At 56.4% G+C, this 17,341-nt stretch carries 28 protein-coding genes and 1 CRISPR repeat array (1 of these 29 only partly in view); of the genes, 24 read left to right on the forward strand and 4 right to left on the reverse strand.

The window, feature by feature from the left end; genetic code table 11:
* Positions 1-17: 17 nt before the first annotated feature.
* The 24 genes from rpsS to rplQ all read left to right on the forward strand — a co-directional run bounded on the left by rpsS (position 18) and on the right by rplQ (position 11,462).
* Positions 18-296: a 30S ribosomal protein S19 gene (gene rpsS / locus DOLE_RS03675; protein WP_012174140.1), complete on the forward strand. Its 279-nt coding sequence runs from the start codon at positions 18-20 to the stop codon at positions 294-296.
* 56 nt (positions 297-352) lie between these two features.
* On the forward strand, positions 353-697 hold the full coding sequence (rplV, locus tag DOLE_RS03680) for a 50S ribosomal protein L22 (protein WP_012174141.1): 345 nt from the start codon (positions 353-355) through the stop codon (positions 695-697).
* Positions 698-712: 15 nt separating this feature from the next.
* Entirely contained in the window at positions 713-1,363 is a 651-nt protein-coding gene (gene rpsC / locus DOLE_RS03685) for a 30S ribosomal protein S3 (RefSeq protein WP_012174142.1), read from the forward strand.
* A 24-nt stretch (positions 1,364-1,387) separates the two neighbouring features.
* The gene (gene rplP / locus DOLE_RS03690) at positions 1,388-1,801 is read left to right on the forward strand and encodes a 50S ribosomal protein L16 (RefSeq protein ID WP_012174143.1); all 414 of its coding nucleotides are present in this window, start codon (positions 1,388-1,390) and stop codon (positions 1,799-1,801) included.
* Positions 1,801-1,989: a 50S ribosomal protein L29 gene (gene rpmC / locus DOLE_RS03695; protein WP_012174144.1), complete on the forward strand. Its 189-nt coding sequence runs from the start codon at positions 1,801-1,803 to the stop codon at positions 1,987-1,989. Before rplP ends, rpmC begins: the two co-directional genes overlap by 1 nt.
* Positions 1,990-2,022: 33 nt before the next feature.
* Entirely contained in the window at positions 2,023-2,280 is a 258-nt protein-coding gene (rpsQ, locus tag DOLE_RS03700; protein WP_012174145.1) for a 30S ribosomal protein S17, read from the forward strand.
* A gap of 21 nt (positions 2,281-2,301) precedes the next feature.
* Positions 2,302-2,670 (forward strand): 50S ribosomal protein L14, encoded by a 369-nt coding sequence (gene rplN, locus DOLE_RS03705; RefSeq protein WP_012174146.1) that lies wholly within the window; start codon positions 2,302-2,304, stop codon positions 2,668-2,670.
* A 29-nt stretch (positions 2,671-2,699) separates the two neighbouring features.
* On the forward strand, positions 2,700-3,026 hold the full coding sequence (rplX, locus tag DOLE_RS03710; protein WP_012174147.1) for a 50S ribosomal protein L24: 327 nt from the start codon (positions 2,700-2,702) through the stop codon (positions 3,024-3,026).
* A 29-nt stretch (positions 3,027-3,055) separates the two neighbouring features.
* Positions 3,056-3,595, forward strand: coding sequence for a 50S ribosomal protein L5 (rplE, locus tag DOLE_RS03715; protein WP_012174148.1), 540 nt, complete (start codon positions 3,056-3,058; stop codon positions 3,593-3,595).
* Positions 3,596-3,670: 75 nt separating this feature from the next.
* On the forward strand, positions 3,671-3,841 hold the full coding sequence (locus DOLE_RS17860; RefSeq protein WP_456297504.1) for a type Z 30S ribosomal protein S14: 171 nt from the start codon (positions 3,671-3,673) through the stop codon (positions 3,839-3,841).
* A 73-nt stretch (positions 3,842-3,914) separates the two neighbouring features.
* Positions 3,915-4,313: a 30S ribosomal protein S8 gene (rpsH, locus tag DOLE_RS03725; protein ID WP_012174150.1), complete on the forward strand. Its 399-nt coding sequence runs from the start codon at positions 3,915-3,917 to the stop codon at positions 4,311-4,313.
* Between the two features lie 16 nt (positions 4,314-4,329).
* Positions 4,330-4,860 (forward strand): 50S ribosomal protein L6, encoded by a 531-nt coding sequence (gene rplF / locus DOLE_RS03730; RefSeq protein ID WP_012174151.1) that lies wholly within the window; start codon positions 4,330-4,332, stop codon positions 4,858-4,860.
* Positions 4,861-4,877: 17 nt separating this feature from the next.
* On the forward strand, positions 4,878-5,252 hold the full coding sequence (rplR, locus tag DOLE_RS03735; RefSeq protein ID WP_012174152.1) for a 50S ribosomal protein L18: 375 nt from the start codon (positions 4,878-4,880) through the stop codon (positions 5,250-5,252).
* Positions 5,253-5,328: 76 nt separating this feature from the next.
* Positions 5,329-5,826 carry a 30S ribosomal protein S5 gene (rpsE, locus tag DOLE_RS03740; protein ID WP_012174153.1) on the forward strand — a complete coding sequence of 166 codons (498 nt, stop codon included), beginning with the start codon at positions 5,329-5,331 and terminating at the stop codon, positions 5,824-5,826.
* Between the two features lie 14 nt (positions 5,827-5,840).
* On the forward strand, positions 5,841-6,038 hold the full coding sequence (rpmD, locus tag DOLE_RS03745) for a 50S ribosomal protein L30 (RefSeq protein WP_041280334.1): 198 nt from the start codon (positions 5,841-5,843) through the stop codon (positions 6,036-6,038).
* Complete coding sequence (rplO, locus tag DOLE_RS03750; RefSeq protein ID WP_012174155.1) at positions 6,025-6,468, forward strand: 50S ribosomal protein L15; 444 nt, start codon at positions 6,025-6,027, stop codon at positions 6,466-6,468. The genes rpmD and rplO overlap by 14 nt, the downstream gene beginning before the upstream one ends.
* On the forward strand, positions 6,468-7,757 hold the full coding sequence (gene secY / locus DOLE_RS03755) for a preprotein translocase subunit SecY (RefSeq protein ID WP_012174156.1): 1,290 nt from the start codon (positions 6,468-6,470) through the stop codon (positions 7,755-7,757). Before rplO ends, secY begins: the two co-directional genes overlap by 1 nt.
* 41 nt (positions 7,758-7,798) lie before the next feature.
* Positions 7,799-8,017 (forward strand): translation initiation factor IF-1, encoded by a 219-nt coding sequence (gene infA / locus DOLE_RS03760; RefSeq protein WP_012174157.1) that lies wholly within the window; start codon positions 7,799-7,801, stop codon positions 8,015-8,017.
* Between the two features lie 58 nt (positions 8,018-8,075).
* Positions 8,076-8,189 (forward strand): 50S ribosomal protein L36, encoded by a 114-nt coding sequence (gene rpmJ / locus DOLE_RS17865; protein ID WP_083766515.1) that lies wholly within the window; start codon positions 8,076-8,078, stop codon positions 8,187-8,189.
* A 21-nt stretch (positions 8,190-8,210) separates the two neighbouring features.
* On the forward strand, positions 8,211-8,594 hold the full coding sequence (gene rpsM, locus DOLE_RS03765) for a 30S ribosomal protein S13 (protein ID WP_012174158.1): 384 nt from the start codon (positions 8,211-8,213) through the stop codon (positions 8,592-8,594).
* Between the two features lie 25 nt (positions 8,595-8,619).
* Complete coding sequence (gene rpsK, locus DOLE_RS03770; protein WP_012174159.1) at positions 8,620-9,006, forward strand: 30S ribosomal protein S11; 387 nt, start codon at positions 8,620-8,622, stop codon at positions 9,004-9,006.
* A gap of 61 nt (positions 9,007-9,067) precedes the next feature.
* Positions 9,068-9,694: a 30S ribosomal protein S4 gene (gene rpsD / locus DOLE_RS03775; RefSeq protein WP_012174160.1), complete on the forward strand. Its 627-nt coding sequence runs from the start codon at positions 9,068-9,070 to the stop codon at positions 9,692-9,694.
* A 113-nt stretch (positions 9,695-9,807) separates the two neighbouring features.
* Positions 9,808-10,827: a DNA-directed RNA polymerase subunit alpha gene (locus DOLE_RS03780; RefSeq protein ID WP_012174161.1), complete on the forward strand. Its 1,020-nt coding sequence runs from the start codon at positions 9,808-9,810 to the stop codon at positions 10,825-10,827.
* A gap of 8 nt (positions 10,828-10,835) precedes the next feature.
* Positions 10,836-11,462, forward strand: a complete 627-nt coding sequence (gene rplQ, locus DOLE_RS18745; RefSeq protein ID WP_012174162.1) for a 50S ribosomal protein L17 — start codon at positions 10,836-10,838, stop codon at positions 11,460-11,462.
* 43 nt (positions 11,463-11,505) lie between these two features.
* Here rplQ and DOLE_RS03790 read toward each other — a convergent pair whose 3' ends face one another.
* The 4 genes from DOLE_RS03790 to DOLE_RS03805 all read right to left on the reverse strand — a co-directional run bounded on the left by DOLE_RS03790 (position 11,506) and on the right by DOLE_RS03805 (position 16,810).
* The gene (locus tag DOLE_RS03790) at positions 11,506-12,549 is read right to left on the reverse strand and encodes a GGDEF domain-containing protein (RefSeq protein ID WP_012174163.1); all 1,044 of its coding nucleotides are present in this window, start codon (positions 12,547-12,549) and stop codon (positions 11,506-11,508) included.
* A gap of 183 nt (positions 12,550-12,732) precedes the next feature.
* Positions 12,733-13,971, reverse strand: coding sequence for a WYL domain-containing protein (locus DOLE_RS03795; protein WP_041280335.1), 1,239 nt, complete (start codon positions 13,969-13,971; stop codon positions 12,733-12,735).
* Between the two features lie 30 nt (positions 13,972-14,001).
* Positions 14,002-14,862, reverse strand: a complete 861-nt coding sequence (locus DOLE_RS03800; RefSeq protein ID WP_012174165.1) for a hypothetical protein — start codon at positions 14,860-14,862, stop codon at positions 14,002-14,004.
* A 52-nt stretch (positions 14,863-14,914) separates the two neighbouring features.
* Positions 14,915-16,810: an NERD domain-containing protein gene (locus tag DOLE_RS03805; RefSeq protein ID WP_012174166.1), complete on the reverse strand. Its 1,896-nt coding sequence runs from the start codon at positions 16,808-16,810 to the stop codon at positions 14,915-14,917.
* A 231-nt stretch (positions 16,811-17,041) separates the two neighbouring features.
* Positions 17,042-17,341: a CRISPR direct-repeat array (repeat unit 35 nt; unit sequence GTCGCAATCCCCTCTAACAGCGGGTCTCTTCCTTC) (it continues 837 nt past the right edge of the window).

The following is a 17,341-nucleotide window of genomic DNA, read 5'->3' on the forward strand; positions in this document are numbered from 1 at the left end:
GCAAGGAGAAGGACAAGATGCCAAGGTCGTTGAAAAAAGGGCCGTTTGTAGATGAAAAGCTTGAAAATAAGATCGTGATTGCCCGCAACACCAAGAGCAGTCATATCATCAAGACCTGGTCCCGGCGGTCTACCGTTACCCCTGAGATGGTGGGGCTGACCTTTGCGGTGCATAACGGGAAAAAGTTCATTCCCGTGTTCGTGACGGAAAACATGGTAGGCCACAAGCTTGGCGAGTTTTCTCCTACCCGTACCTTTTATGGCCATGCCGGTTCGAAAAAGAGCAAGGTCAGGTAGGAAAGAAACGCCGGAAACTGAAGTGGCGGTGACTAAACAGTTAAGGAATGGTTGAGATGGAGCAGGTAAGCGCAACAGCAAGATATTTACGGATCGGTCCCCAGAAGGTTCGCATGCTGGTGGACGGCATCAAGGGGAAGTCTGTCGAAAAGGGGCTCAACACGCTCAGGTTCATGCCCAACAAGGGTGCCGGACTGGTCGAGAAGGCGCTTCGCTCCGCCGTGGCCAATGCCGAAGAAAAGAATATGGATGTGGACGGCCTGGTCATTCTCAACGTGCTTGTGGACCAGGGGCCTACACTGAAGCGTTTTCGGCCCAGGGCACGGGGAAGAGCCACCCGAATATTGAAACGGACAAGCCATATCACGGTTGTTCTGGCTGAAAAAGCAGCCAAAAACTAAGAGGAGGAAACGGTATTGGGTCAGAAAGTAAATCCTGAGGGGTTGCGGCTGGGCATTGTCAAAACCTGGCAGTCACGCTGGTACGCCGACAAGGAATATGCGGATTTTATTCTTGAAGATTTCAAACTGCGCGAATTCGTGAAGAAGAAGCTTCACCATGCCGGTATCGCCAAGGTGGAGATCGAACGGTCGTTGAACCGCATTCGTCTGCGTATATTTGCCGCACGGCCCGGTATCGTCATCGGGAAGAAGGGCAATGAGATCGAACAGCTGAAAAACGAAATCCGCCAGAAGGTCGTTGCCGGCAAGGATCTGGCCATCGACATTCAGGAAGTAAAAAAACCCGAAACCGTGGCCCAGCTGGTGGCCGAAAACGTTGCCGGTCAACTGGAACGGCGTGTGGCCTTCCGGCGCGCCATGAAACGCGGGGTCTCTTCGGCCATGCGGTTCGGCGTCAAGGGCATCAAGATCATCTGCTCCGGCCGCCTGGGCGGCGCTGAAATGGCCCGCCGGGAGTGGTACCGGGAAGGCCGGGTGCCGCTTCACACCCTGCGGGCCGATGTGGATTACGGGTTTGTAGAGGCCAGTACCACCTATGGCCGTATTGGCGTCAAGGTGTTTATTTTCAAGGGCGAAGTGCTCAAGGATGAACGAAAGAAGAACTGACAGGCAGTCGCGGAGCAATGAATTATGCTGAGTCCAAAGAAAGTTAAATTCAGAAAACAACAGCGGGGAAGAAGAACGGGGACCCGCCTTGCCGGAAGCACCTTGAGTTTCGGTGAATTCGGCCTGCAGGCCACCGAGTGCGGCATGATTACCGCCCGGCAGATTGAGGCGGCTCGTATCGCCATGACCCGGTATATCAAACGTGCGGGAAAGACCTGGATACGGATTTTCCCGGACAAGCCGTTTACCAAGAAGCCCGCTGAAGTGCGAATGGGCAAGGGCAAGGGCGCGCCTGAAGGATGGGCCGCGGTGATTCGGCCGGGCCGGATCCTTTACGAGATGGACGGGGTGCCCGATGAACTGGCCCGCGAGGCCTTTCGCCTGGCCGCCCACAAGCTTCCCGTGAAGACCAAGTTTGTAAAAAGGGAGACGGCTTGATGAAACCAGATGAAATCAAGGCATTGAGTGCCGACGAGGCAAAACAGAAGCTTGTCGAATTGAAGGCCGCCTACTTCAACCTGCGGTTTCGGCACGAAACCGGCCAGCTGGACAACACCAGCATGTTGGAGAAGACCAAGAAGGATATTGCCAGGGTCAAGACGGTGTTAAGCGCCTATAACCGGTAGTCCCGGATCAACGAGGAAGAGAACAGTTACGCCATGAAGACAAGAGGATTGAAGAGACAGTTTGAGGGGACCGTCGTCAGCGACAAGATGGACAAGACGGTTATCGTCGCGGTGGAGCGGCTGGTCAAGCACCAGGAGTACAAGAAGTACGTACGCCGGACAGCCAAGTTCGCGGCCCATGACGAGCAGAACCAGTGCGCCGTGGGCGACAAGGTGATCATCACGGAGTCCCGGCCCCTCAGCCGGACAAAGCACTGGCGCGTCGTCAATGTTGTGGAAAAGGCTGTTTAATTTACATAGAAGGACACGAAGATGATCCAGACCGAGACACGACTGAAGGTGGCCGACAACTCAGGCGCTAAAATTGTCTATTGTATCAAGGTGTTGGGCGGCTCCCGGCGAAGATACGCCACGGTGGGAGACGTGATTGTGGTCTCTGTCAAGGAGGCGATTCCCAACTCGAAGGTGAAAAAGGGCGATGTGCTCAAGGCCGTCATTGTGCGCACCAAAAAAGAGATCAAGCGGCCTGATGGCTCCTATATCCGTTTTGATGAAAATTCAGCGGTGCTGATCTCCGGCAACAATGAGCCCCTGGGAACCCGTATTTTCGGTCCGGTGGCAAGGGAGCTTCGGGCCAAACGGTTCATGAAGATTGTTTCCCTGGCACCGGAAGTGCTGTAAAAAAGGTTGTTCTGGCGAAGAGGGACCCCATGCAGAAAGAAAAAGTGAATATCAAGAAGAACGATAAGGTCAAGGTCGTTGCCGGCAAGGACAAGGGCAAGATCGGAAAAGTGCTTTCCGTCAACCGGGAAAAGAACCGGCTGGTGGTGGAGAACATCAACATGATCAAGCGCCATACGCGGCCCAATGTCAGCAATCGGCAGGGTGGTATCATTGAAAGAGAGGCCCCCATCGATCGTTCCAACGTGATGCTGATGTGCGGCAAGTGCGTAACGCCTGTGCGGATCAAGATGAAAGAGCTGGAAGATGGCCGCAAGGTACGCATGTGCGGCAAGTGCAAAGAACTCATTGATTAACGGGCTGTCCGGCGCCGCGGAGAAAAACAATGTCGTCTTTTAAGGAATTTTATACCACAGAGGTGGTACCAAAGCTTCAGGAAACCTTTGGATATAAAAATGTGATGCAGATTCCCAAGCTCGAGAAGATCGTGCTGAACATGGGGCTGGGAGAGGCCATCAGCAACATCAAGATCATCGATTCGGCCGTGGAGGAGCTCAAGCTCATCTCCGGCCAGCAGCCGGTGATCCGGCGGGCGAGAAAGTCTATTGCCGCCTTCAAGCTGCGGCAGGGCATGCCCGTGGGCTGCATGGTCACCCTTCGCCATGAACGGATGTACGATTTTTTCAACAAGCTGGTGAACATCGCGCTTCCCCGGGTGCGTGATTTCAGGGGAATTTCGGGCCAGGCTTTTGACGGGCAGGGCAACTACACCCTGGGTGTGCGGGAACAGATTATCTTTCCCGAGATTGAGTATGACAAGATCGATAAGATAAAGGGACTCAACATTACCATCGTGACATCGGTGCAGAAAGATGACGAGGCCCGTGAACTGCTGCGGCTGATGGGAATGCCGTTCAAGAATTAGGCAAAGAAGGTATGCGCCGGCGCGGATACGTCGCCGGATGGAATTTTCAAGGAGGCTATTTTGGCAAGAACATCGTTGGTCGTAAAAGCAAGCAGGGAGCCTAAGTTCAGCGCAAGAAAGTACAACCGGTGTCCCATATGCGGTCGGCCCAGGGCCTTTATCAGAAAATTCGGCATCTGCCGTATCTGCTTCCGGTCCATGGCCTCCATGGGCAAGCTCCCGGGAGTGACCAAGTCGAGTTGGTAGTCGCCGGCGCATCCGGCGTGAATACGGCAGATCGCCTGCCGTCAGAAAGAAAACGAAGGACGGAGAAGATAACATGAAAGTGACCGACCCGATTGCGGATATGCTGACCCGGATACGCAATGCCGGAAAAGCAAAGCATGCCAGCGTCGACATGCCCAATTCAAAACTGAAGACCCGTATAGCGGATATTCTCAAGGCCAGCGGGTATGTCAAGAACTACAAAGTGATCGACGACGATCTGCAGGGGGTGCTGCGCGTTTACTTGAAATACGACAAGCACAACACCCATGCCATTTACGGCATCGAGCGCGTCAGTAAATCCGGGCGCCGGGTTTACACGAAAAACAAGGATATGGCACCGGTACTCAACGGCCTGGGCATTTCCATTCTGTCCACCTCCCGGGGGGTGATGACGGACAAACAGGCCATAAAGGAAAACGTGGGAGGCGAAGTCCTCTGCAATGTCTGGTAAACAAGGGGTGTAGTGGATGGCGCGAATAGGAAAAAAACCGATTCAGGTTCCGGATAAGGTAAAGGTGTCATACACCGACAGGTGTATTACCGTGTCCAGCGACAAGGGAGTCCTGTCGCGGACCGTGCAGGGCGATGTGGACCTGGAGATCAAAGAGGATCACATTCACGTAGTGGCGGGCAGCGAGAACAGAAAGGTTCTGGCGCTGCAGGGCCTCTACCGTTCCCTGGTCAACAATATGGTTCAGGGCGTCAGCACCGGGTTCTCCCGCAGCCTGGAGATTAACGGCATCGGCTACCGGGTGGAGCTCAACGGCCAGACGGTGGTGTTGAACATCGGATATTCCCATCCGATCAATTTTGAGCTTCCCGACGGCGTTACCGCCAAGGTGGAAAAGAACGTGCTGACCCTTGCTTCTATCGACAAGGAGCTGCTGGGACAGACGGCGGCGTCCATTCGCAAGTTGCGACCGCCGGAGCCCTACAAGGGGCGGGGCATCAAGTACACCGATGAGCATATTCAGCGCAAGGCCGGCAAGACTAAATAGAATGTAGAGGATGAAAGATGGGTGCTGCAAACAAAAAACAGGAGTTGCGGTTAAAAAGAAAGGCCAGAATCCGGAAAAAGATTGCGGGTACCCCGGAGCGGCCGCGGTTGAGCATATTCAGAAGCGCGCGGCACATATACGCGCAGCTGATCGACGACACAAAGGGCGTGACCTTTGTGACCGCATCCAGTAATGAACCGGATGTGAAGAACAATACGGAACTGTCGGGCAAGAACAAGTCCGAGGTGGCGGTGTTCGTGGGCAAACTGATTGCCGGGCGCGCCAAGGACAAAGGCATCTCCTCGGTGGTGTTCGACAGGGGCGGATTTGTATATCACGGGCGGGTCAAGGCGGTTTCCGACGGGGCCCGTGAAGGCGGCCTGAATTTTTAATTCGTGCATGCCGGTGGAAAACAGGGCGGATGCCCGGGCCGGCATATCAAACAGCGATGCATGAGGAGGCAGGCAGTTGTTTAAAGAGACCAATAAGGAAGAGAGCCAGTTTATCGATAACGTGGTCCACATTCGGCGGGTGTCGAAGGTGGTCAAGGGCGGGCGCAAGTTCCGTTTCAGTGCCGTTGTGGTGGTAGGCGATGGAAACGGCAACGTGGGCTGCGGCCTGGGAAAAGCCCACGAGGTTCCCGAGGCGATCCGCAAAGGCGCTGAGAAGGCCAAGCGGGACATGGTTTCCGTTCCCCTGGTGGAAGGCACCATTCCCTTTAAGATTATCGGAAGATTCGGCGCCGGACGTGTCATGCTCAAGCCTGCCGCAAGAGGAACCGGCCTGATTGCCGGCGGTGCCGTGCGTGCCGTGCTGGAGGCCGCCGGTGTGACGGATATTTTAACCAAGTGCATGGGAACCCACAATTCGCACAACGTAGTTAAGGCCACCATTCGGGGGTTGCAGCAGTTGCAGACCCGTGATCAGATCGCAGCCCGGCGGGGTATACCGGTGGAAGAGCTGTAGAAAAGGATGTTGATATGTCTGGTTCTATCAAAGTGACATTGGCCAAAAGCATGATCGGGCGGCCGGAAAAGCACCGGAAGGTGCTGCGGGCCATGGGGCTGACCAAGGTGAATCGAACGGTCTGTCTGCAGGACACGCCGACGGTCCAGGGAATGATTCGAAAGGTGTCGCATTTATTGCGCGTAGAGGAGAGTGCTGATGGATCTGAGTAATTTATCTCCCGCGCCGGGGTCCACAAAGGCCAGAAAGCGCCTGGGGCGCGGCCCCGGGTCCGGCAACGGCACCACGGCAGGAAGAGGAAACAAGGGCCATAACAGCCGGTCCGGCGGTGGCGTGCGTCCGGGGTTTGAGGGCGGTCAGATGCCCCTGCACCGGCGCCTGCCCAAGCGGGGGTTTGTTAATATTTTTGCCAAAGATATCGCCGTGGTCAACATTCGCGATCTCGCCCGGTTTGAAAGCGGCAGCGTGGTGGACGGCGAGGCGTTGAAGGCAAAAGGACTGGTAAAGGGACGCGTGGACGGCATCAAGCTGCTGGGAAAGGGCGATATCGCCTATCCGCTCACGGTCAAGGTATCCCATGTCAGCCGCTCGGCCCGCGAAAAGATTGAAGCGGCCGGCGGCGCCATTGAGGTGATCTCCTGATGTTTGCACGCGGTTATCAGAACATATTCAAGATTCCGGAGCTCAAGCGACGGATCCTGTTCACCCTGTCCATGCTTGCGGTTTACCGTATCGGTGTCATGATTCCCACGCCGGGAATCGACAGGGAGGCCCTGGCCCGCATTTTCGAGGCCCACAAGGGCGGCATGCTGGGTATGTTCAACATGTTTTCCGGCGGCGCCCTGGAGCAGCTCTCGGTCTTTGCCCTGGGCATCATGCCCTACATCAGCGCGGCCATTATTCTGGAACTGCTCACCGTGGCCGTTCCTTACCTGGAGCAGCTGAAGAAAGAGGGCGAGCAGGGCCGGAAGAAGCTCACCCAGTACACCCGGTACGGTACCGTGGTGCTGAGTATCATTCAGGGTTTTCTCATGGCCGTGGGCATTGAGAAGATGGGCGCGGTGATTGATCCGGGCTGGTCTTTTCGCCTGATGACCGTCATCACCCTGACCGCGGGCACCGCCTTTATCATGTGGCTGGGCGAACAGATCACGGAAAAGGGGATCGGCAACGGGATTTCGCTGATCATCTTTGCCGGCATCGTGGCCCGTCTGCCGGCGGCTATTATTAATACTTCCCGCATGATCTCCACCGGAGACATGGGCATCTTCGGGGTTCTCATCCTTCTGGTGTTCATGGTGGCGGTGGTGGGCGTCATTATTTTCATGGAGCAGGGCCAGCGCCGGATTCCGATCCAGTACGCCAAGCGGGTGGTGGGACGGAGAATGTATGGGGGCCAGAGTACCCACCTGCCCCTGAAGATCAACACGTCTGGCGTTATTCCGCCTATTTTTGCGTCGTCGATCATGATGTTCCCGGCCACCATGGCAGGATTTGTTGATGTGCCGTTTGTTCAGGACATGTCTGCGGTGCTGATGCCGGGTCACTGGATTTACAATGTTTTTTTCGTGGCCCTGATTTTTTTCTTCTGTTATTTTTACACGGCGGTCACCTTTAAACCGGATGACGTCGCGGAAAATATGAAAAAACAGGGCGGCTACATTCCAGGCATTCGGCCGGGAAAACGGACCGCCGATTATATCGACCGGGTGCTGACCCGGATCACCCTGGGCGGTGCCACCTATGTAGCGGCAGTGTGCGTGCTGCCCACCATATTGATTTCGCAGTTCAACGTGCCGTTCTATTTCGGCGGCACGGCGTTGCTGATTGTTGTCGGCGTGGCCATCGACACCACGGCCCAGATGGAGTCCCACATGATCCAGCGCAGTTACGAAGGTTTTCTGAAAAAGGGCATTCGGGGACGCCGGTAGGCGCGCGGAATTCGCGCCGGTGATGGAGGCTTGCAAGGCAGATGGCAAAAGAAGAGGCAATAAAAGTTGAGGGCACGGTTTTAGAAACACTGCCCAACGCGATGTTTAAGGTGGAGCTGGCAAACAAGCACCAGGTGCTGGCCCATATTTCCGGCAAAATGCGGATGCATTTTATCAAGATTCTGCCGGGAGATAAGGTGACGGTTGAGCTTTCTCCCTATGATCTGACCCGCGGGCGGATCACCTACAGGGAAAAGTAGAGTGCAGCAGCGTTAATATATCGGCAATGGGCCGGTTGAAAATAGAGGAGCGTGAGCCATGAAGGTACGAGCGTCGGTCAAGAAAATATGCCGCAACTGCAAGGTTGTCAGGCGTAAAGGCGTTATCCGGGTGATTTGTGTCAACAAACGGCATAACCAACGTCAGGGATAAGACAAACAGGAGGATTCGGGTTTGGCAAGAATTGCGGGTGTAGATTTACCAAAGCGAAAACGGGTCGAGATAGGGCTTACCTATATATATGGCATCGGCCGTTCCACGTCACGTCAGATACTCAATAAGTTGAGCATCGACTATGACACCAAGGTGGACCAGCTCACCGAGACTGAAATCAACGCGATCAGAAACGCCGTCACCAACGAGCACAAGGTGGAGGGCGAACTGCGCACCGAGGTTTCCATGAACATCAAGCGGCTCATGGACCTGGGGTGCTATCGGGGCCTTCGCCATCGAAAATCGCTTCCGTGCCACGGCCAGCGCACCAGCACCAATGCCCGTACGCGAAAAGGGCCCAAGCGGACGGCCGTGAAGAAAAAGGGTGCAGCAAAGAAAAAGTAAACTCATAGAATCGGGATTGGTATAAATGGCGAAACGAGTCCAGACCAAGAAAAAGGTAAGAAAGAATATTGCAAGCGGGGTGGTCCATATTCAGTCCACCTTTAACAATACCATCGTGACCGTTACCGATGTGGCCGGTAACGTGATCTCCTGGTCGTCGGCCGGGGGCCGCGGATTCAAGGGGTCGCGCAAGAGCACGCCCTTTGCCGCCCAGATGGCGTCCGAGGACGCGGTGAAGAAGGCCATGGCCCAGGGCTTGCAGACGGTTGAAGTCTATGTCAAGGGACCGGGGCCGGGCCGGGAATCGGCGCTACGCGCCCTTCAGGCCGCCGGGCTTACCGTGACCATGATTCGGGACGTAACCCCCATTCCTCACAACGGCTGCCGGCCTCCCAAGCGGCGCCGGGTGTAAATGGGGCAAAAAATATACAGATTGAAAAAAAGCGAACTGCTTTTTGCAAGGAGGAAGTGATTTGGGACGATACAGAGAATCGGTGTGCAGGCTTTGCCGACGTGAAAATCTGAAGCTGTTTCTGAAAGGGGACCGTTGCTTTTCCGACAAGTGCGCCTTTGATCGGCGGGGATATCCGCCGGGAGAGCACGGCCAGTTGCGTCCAAAATTCTCCGGTTACGGCATACAGCTTCGTGAAAAACAGAAGGTAAAGCGCATGTACGGCCTGTCCGAAGGCCAGTTCCGCAGAGTATTCGCGGAAGCGGACCGCCGGAAAGGCATCACCGGCAGCACCCTTCTGGTACTGCTGGAATCCCGGCTCGACAATGCGGTCTATCGTCTCGGTTTTGTAAATTCCCGTACCCAGGGCCGCCAGCTGATACGGCACAACCACTTTCTGGTCAACGGCAAGAATGTGGACATTCCATCCTATGTACTTTCGCCCGGGGACGTGATCGAGGTCAGAGAAAAAAGTCGCAACATGCAGGTGATTGATGAGTCCCTTGCGGCGGTGGAACGGCGGGGCGTTCCCCAGTGGCTCTCCCTGGAAAAGGAGAACAAACGCGGTGTTGTAAAGAATCTGCCTGTTCGTGAGGATATCACCATCCCCATTCAGGAACAGCTTATTGTTGAGCTTTACTCCAAGTAAGCCCCTTTTGTGTCCCCCGGCGCGTGCGGGTTTCCCGTTCGGCTTGAGGGCTCTGTGCGGGGCCGGCCCGGTAACGGCGACATGTCTCTTTACAACCAATTGTGGAGATCATCATGGAAAATGAATTGATGTATATGAACTGGCAGGAAATGATTCAGCCGGACAAGATTCAGGTTGAGGCTGCCACCCCTTTTTATGGAAAGTTTATCTGCGAGCCGTTGGGCCGGGGATTTGGCATTACCATCGGCAACGCGTTGCGGCGCATCATCATCTCCTCGCTGCACGGCGCCGCGATTACGTCCGTGAAGATCGACAATGTGATGCATGAATACTCCACGGTTGAAGGTGTACTGGAGGATGTGTCCGAGATCATACTGAACCTCAAAGAGGTGCGGCTGAAGACCAGCACGGCGGCGGCCAAGACCATTCGTATCGACGCCGCGGGACCCGGGGTGGTGACCGCCGGTGACATCGCCAGCCCCGACGGGCGGGTGGAAATCCTGAACCCGGAGTCTCACATCGCCACCCTTTCCGAAGGCGCCACCCTGAAGATGGAGATGACGGTAAAGGTGGGCCGGGGATACGCGCTGGCCGAGGCCAACAAGGATGAGGAGACGCCGGTCAACACCATTCCCATTGATGCCATGTTCTCCCCGATTCGCCGGGTCAATTACGTGGTGGGCAACTCCCGGGTCAAGCAGAAGACCGATTTTGACAAGCTGACCCTGGAAGTGTGGACCGACGGCAGCGTGCTGCCCGAGGACGCGGTGGCCTTTGCCGCCAAGATCATGAAAGAGCAGATGAATGTTTTCATCAATTTTGATGAAAGCGCCGAGCCCGAGCATGCCGGCCGGAAAGACGACAGCGGCGGCAAGGTGTTCAACGAAAACCTGTACCGCAGCGTCAACGAGCTCGAACTTTCCGTCCGCAGCTCCAACTGCCTGAAGAACGCCGAAATCGACAAGCTTTATCAACTGGTCCAGAAGACCGAGTCGGAGATGCTGAAGACCAAAAACTTCGGCAGAAAGTCATTGAACGAAATCAAGGAACTGCTGGCCGAGATGGGCCTTTCCCTTGGCATGGACCTGGAAGGGTTTGTGCCGCCGGCGGAAGACAATAAGGAAGGGGAGTAGATCGACCGATGAGACATCGTAAGAGTGGTGTAAAACTTGGCAGAACCGGCAGTCACAGGAACGCGATGTTCCGCAACATGGTGACCTCTCTGCTGAAGCACGAAAAAATACAGACCACGGATGCCAAGGCCAAGGAGTTGCGGCGGTGGGCGGACCATGTGATCACCCTTGCCAAGCGCGGTGACCTGCACGCCCGGCGCCAGGTCATGGCCATTGTTCGGGAAAAAAACGTGGTGCACAAGCTGTTTGCCGAGGCGGCTGAGCGGTTTGGTTCACGGGAAGGCGGGTATACCCGGCTGACCAAGATCGGCGCCCGCCCCGGCGACGCGGCCCCGGTCACATTGATTGAACTGGTGTCGCTGACCGAGACGACGGAGAAAAAGAAGAAGAAACCGGCCAAAACGGCGGCAAAACCGGCCCCGACCCCGTCAGCGCCCGCTGTTGAGAAAGAGGCGGCAGCGGATACGCCCGCCCCTGCGGCTGAGGAATCGGCGCCGGCGAAGGCTGCCGAACCGGAAGCCGAGGCGGCTGCTCCTGAAGCAGAGGCCGCACCGGAGGAACCTGAAGTGCCGGCGGCGGATACGCCCGTTGAAGACGATGGGGCTTCAGAAGAGGCTCCGCCGAAAACCGAGTAGAGATTAGCAGAATAACGGATTGATAAGAGGGCTTGCGCGGAAATTAAGCGCGGCCCTCTTTGTTTTGGCGGGCCGCCTTTTTCTCGTAGAGCCGTTCATCAGCCTTTTTCAGGAGCGCGGCCGGGTCATCTTTCGGAGGATCGGGATCCATGGTGGAGGCCACGCCAAAGGTGATGACAACGGGAATCGGGGTCTCGCCGCACACCAGCGGGGATGCGGCCAGGTGCTCCTGAATGCGGTGCATCAGGGCCGTGGCATGGTCGGCGTCTGTTTCCGGCAGAATGATCACAAACTCATCTCCGGCAAACCGGGCCACGATGTCGGTGCCCCGGCATTGATGCACCAACTGGTCGGCCAGGTGCTTGAGCAGGGCGTCCCCGGTTTCATGGCCGTGGGTGTCGTTGACCTTCTTGAAGTAGTCCAGGTCCAGAAAGACAACGGACAGGGGCAGGTTGTAACGGCCGGCCCGGGCCGTCTCCCGGGCCAGGGCCGTCTCCATCACCCGGCGGTTGAGCAGGCCGGTGAGGGGGTCATGGTAGGCCAGAAACTTGAGCTTTTCATGGGCCGCCACGTTGGAGAGGCAGAGTGACACCTTCGTGGCCAGCTGTTCCAGCAGGGAGGTGTCCATGCCCGGCTCAAACCGGTCCTGGGCCGCGTCCCCCTGGTTGAGGCTGCCCACGATCTCACCGTCCATCATGATAGGGGCAATGGCCATGGACTTGACCAGGTAGTGCCGGTCCGCGGGCAGCAGCTTGAAAAAGGGCTTCAGCCCGTCATTGGCCAGGATTGGTTCGGTCTGCTGGCCGATCAACGCAAAAAAGGCGCTTCTGTCGATGATGTTGATGCTGGCCTTGAGCTCGGGGTCCATGTCGTCGATCGACTCAATCAGGTGATGGGCCTCGCTGTTTTCAATGATGGAAAGCCAGACGTAGGGAAGGTTGAACTGGCCCTTGATCTCGGCCAGCAGGGCGTCGAAAAGGTCCTTGAACCGCAGAATGGAAAGGATCTTTTTTTCCACCTCGTAGAATTTTTTCGCGGTCTCCTCATTTTCCCTCAACCGCTGATAGAGGGATATCTCGTCATTCATGGCCCCGCTCCCCGTCCGTTTTATCCGATATCGCCGTTCGGCCGCAAACTGCCTGATTATGGGGAAAAACCTGCGGAGTGTCAAGATTAAAGCCGGTCGGGCCGGCGTCACGCCAGGTATGAATCCGAACAAATCCGGTTTGAAGCTTAAGGCGTGGTTGTTTTGGCCGCACCGCAAAGACCATCAGGCGACAAACGTTAAAGCCTCAATACGATCCAGCCGGAACGTCTGTTGTTTTTGCCGGGATTCGGAGAGTGCTTCCACACAGGTCACACTATCCTTGTAAAAAATGGAAACAGGGCGGATGAGGCAGCTTACCAGGCGTTGATCGTTTGCGCGGTAGTCAATTTTCAGAATCGCCCCGGTTTCGCATGCCTCTTTTACTGCCTGCTCTTTTTTTAATTCCCAGTCTATTCGATCCTGAATTCGAAGGTCGGCTTTTACCAGGGCCTCTTGCGCGTCGCCCCGTGCCTGCTGTCCCTGGTTAGCTGAATTGTCATACAACATGGCCATGGTTTCAATCGCCGCATGGCTTTTTTCATCCCAGTAGATCAGGCCGGCATCCACCAGCCTCCTCTGCTTGCCCACCCAGTCCCCATTGCCCGCTTTTGATTCACGAAGCATCAACTCGTAAAAGCAGGTACGGAAGAAAGGCTCATCATCCAGGCGTGTTGGCTCCAGGTCCAGTATATGCACCAGCCTGTGGATTTCCGTTTCGCACCACTGGCCGGCCAGTAACTCCTCAGTGGATTGGACCTCCTCGGTCTCTTCACCGCCGTAGGGCAGGTTCAGGCTGTGGTGAATCTCATGCAGCAGGGTCCGAAGCATGGAGTGCCATATCAGGCCGTGGATGGAAAAGCCCGAATCAATCACAAGGGCCATCTGGGCCGCGTTTTCAAAATGGCGCAGCAGGTTGAAAATAACGGTGCCGCTTTTACGAATATAAACGCCCATCACCGGCAATTCTCCCCGGCGCGGATAACCTTTGGCGCTAAAGGAGACGGTGCGAATTCGATGGCCTTGATATTGTTGCAGTATCTGGCCCATTACATGCAGAAAACGGCTGGAAACAAGTTCGGATTGCAGCATCTGCACGGGGGCGCTCGCTGAGCGCCGCTCCGCCTGGTGTTCCGTGGCCCCTTGTCGAGTCCGTGGCGGTATATGTGCGGCGTTCTCCTCCTCACCCCACAGGCTTCTCCGCCCGCAACAGATGTCGTCGACATACTGTTCGAAGGGCCTTAAGGGTTTTTGTCCATCCCTGCTTGATGGAACAACGTCTTCTTCATCTTCAAACGGATCATCAGGCCGATCCTCCTCTCTTATGATCCGGCGGCGTTCGTTTGCTTCTTCAGCCATTTCTTCGGCCATACCCAGAAAAAGACCCAGATTTTCCGGGCCGAAATCAAAACCATCAAAGCTCATTTTTGCCTCCTTTGGCCAGAACCGTTCTTTCTATTCCCATCCCTTTTTGGCGAGCTGCCGTTCAAATTCATTCAACACGGCCAGGTCCCGCATCATGGCTTTGTGTTCCGCGTCGCGCTTTTCCTGCCGGCGCTGCAGATTAAGGACATCCTGCCAGAACGCCTCCATTTCAGCAGGATCGGCGTGAAAGGAGGGCGCAATCGGGGGCCAGTCTTTGTTTCCCAGGTTCCCGGAAGTCCATTGGAAATACTCTCTTAAAAAAAAGAGGCCCATTTGCGGCAGAGACGCACCGATCTTGTGCATGATTTCTCTTTGTGCGGCGGCCCAGGGCACACCCGCTGCTTCCCATTCGGCCAGCTGGCGCTCCACAAGCGGGCCGAGAAACCGGTCCTTTTTCAGTGGCGGCGGCTCCACGTTGTAGTAACGACCGATAAAACTGAGCAGCTTGCCAGTGACCGGGTCGTTGGGCATGATGGACTGGAATCGGTTCAGGTCCGCCCTTATCCGGTTTTCGCTTTTTTCGCACATGACGGCAAAAAGCCGGAATATCGCTGTCAGATAGCCCAGCCAGAAACTGGCACGAAGGCTGAAGCAGTCTTGCTCGGGGTCCTGTACGCGAAGGCAGCTCTTCTCAAAAAGCGCACGCAAAAAAAGCACCGCTTCTCCGGTTGTTTCGTCGAAGGATATACAGGTGTGATAAACCGGCGAGTCGGTAAACTCAAAGGACCGGATCGGGGGGGCCGGACAGATGTGCGCGGCCAGGTCCACGATGTTGACATACTTGTCCTCCACCAGAGAGGCGTTGACAATGGCAATTCGCCAGGATGCAGCCCCTGGTCCCGGCTGGATCGTGAGCACGCGATCCGCACGAGATTTGCGGTTCTCATTCATCGGTTATACCTTCCGTGTGGGATGTTGCACCGGCTTGCCGATGCCCCTACCGTTACTGTTCCAGGAAGTCCGGCCAGGAGGCACCGTATTCACGCAGCTCCGGCGCGCACGACACCACCGTCAAAAAACTGCCGCGCACATGCCGCTTCAGGCGGGTCAACCCCGTGTAGACCAGGGCCAGTGCCCGGTGGTTGTCCGCGGTGTTGATCAGCACCACCATGGCCCGCGATTCCCACCCCTTGAAGCTGTGCAGGGTGGTGGCCTTGACGCGCGCGTCGCCCATGAAAAACCCCATCTTTTTTCTCCGGCACGCCTGGCTGTCGTCGTCAAACGTATCCACGCACGCTATATTGTATTGGCCCTTCAGGTGCGCGACCACCGCCATACCCGATTTCTGGCTGGGGGCCAGAAAAGTGATATCCGTCATGGCCAGCAGCTCCGGATCCGCGGCCGGGGCCATGGCCAGAATTTCCCGCAGGCACGCCGCTTCGGCCCGGGCGCTGTCTGTTTGAACCCATTTCAGGTTGCAGGGGTAGATGTCCAGTTCGCCCTGGGCTTTTTCAGGCAGGTCGATCAGGTCGGGGTCCAGAAACCGGCTGGCAAATTCCCGGGCGTATTGCACGGCCTTGGGCGGCAGACGGTAACTGGTTGCAAGCCGCACCCAGTCGCCTCTGAAACCGGCGCCGTGCATGGCCTCCTCGGTCCATACACGGGCCGTTCCGTATATGTCCTGGGTGGCGTCCGCCACCAGCAGCTTTTCACCGCCCTGGCGACACACCTTTCTTAACAGGTTCCACCATTTCAGTTGAAAGTCCTGGGCCTCATCCAGTAAAACCGCGTCGTAGATCGTGTCCGGATGGCCCAGGTTTCGGCTGATGATCCGGTCCACAAGGTCGGGGATACGATGATCCATGATTTCTTTCAACCCGTTGTTCTTTTTGTCCGGCTCTCTCCGTTCTGCCGAACGGATCTCGGCAAAAAGGTTGTCGTACTCCTTTTTGAAGCCGGCCTGTATACACACCCGCTTGCACCAGGCGTGAAAATTCAGCCACGTGATGCTCCCCCGGCCCTCGCCGTTTCGGTGACAGCGGGCCGCCAGGTCCCGAAGGTAGTGCGGCAGGGTGATGGTGTAGTTGACCACCAGCACGTCCTTGCCCTCGTTGGCCAGTTCCACTGCCCGGGCCGCCAGCACCAGGGACTTGCCCGACCCAGCCGGGCCCTTGATGCGGCGGTATCCGGTATCGGTCCGCGACGTGACAAGGTTGTTCTGGTTTTTGTCCATATCCAGCGGCTCCCGTTGCGCAAGGGCAAAGTCGGGTTCAACCAGCCAGCTCCTTAAGTCCCTGGCCAGGGTTTCATTCATGATTTTTGAGAGACCCCGGTTGTGCTCGGGAAAAACCTGGTCAATCCGGCCGCCGTCAATGGCCTCCATGCCCGTCACCGGATGGCGGCCGGGGTATTGCACGATCTCGCGGTGGCGGCGCAGCCACGGTTCGAAAAACTCCCGCACCCGCCGATCGCCGGTGGAAGGAAAGATCAGGCCGGCGGTCATCACGGCCCGTCCGGCCCGCTGGTCCAGGCGGGGACAGTAGAGGTCAAAGATTTCCTGCTTGTAGTGAAGAATTTTTTCAACCGGGTTTGCCTGTTCAATGGCGCGCCACTCTCCATGGTCGTTTACCATCAGCACGGGCGTGCCGTCCTCCCGTTTTTGGACCTGGTAGGCCGCGTCATTCAGGCTCCAGTCTTTTACCTCGAACACGGCGACCCCGATCCGGGGATGCAGCAGCACAAAGTCGGGCCGCAATCCGTTTAAGTGGGGTTGAACGTAGATTTCCCATTCGGGCGCAAGCCGGGCGTTAAAAAAATCAAACACCCGCCGTTCGCCCGAAGTCAGTGGGTGAGGCAGGCTGTCGAGTTCGTTGACCGGCGGTGAAACACGTCGCGGCATAAAACCTCCTGCTTTTTCAGGTTATAAATTGTGCGCCTCCTTTTGACACCATCTTAGGAGGCAAAGCCAATGGCCGCAACAACGGCAACGTTGCCAGGAAGAGGCAGGGGCGTTTTGGGGGGAGGTAGGGCCGGGAATATTTTCTCCCTGCTCAGGCCGCAATCCATTCTAAAAATGGGTCTTTTCTTTCCGCCACGCCGGGAGCGCCGCACCCCAGTGCGGCACCCCCGGGTCCCAATCCCCTCTAACAGCGGGTCTCTTCCTTCGATTTACGGTATCGCCAACAGCTACGGTGAAGGGTCAAGGTCGCAATCCCCTCTAACAGCGGGTCTCTTCCTTCGTTTTGGCGGAACATTCACAACCGTCCTGGCCGGGTCGCAATCCCCTCTAACAGCGGGTCTCTTCCTTCCATGACTACAACATCAAGTAATTATGCTGAGATTCCCAAGTCGCAATCCCCTCTAACAGCGGGTCTCTTCCTTCGCGACACTAACAACGCGGAAATGAAGGCTGCAAAGGCCAAGTCGCAAT

It is taken from the genome of Desulfosudis oleivorans Hxd3 (genome assembly GCF_000018405.1).
Classification (GTDB): Bacteria; Desulfobacterota; Desulfobacteria; order Desulfobacterales; family Desulfosudaceae; genus Desulfosudis; species Desulfosudis oleivorans.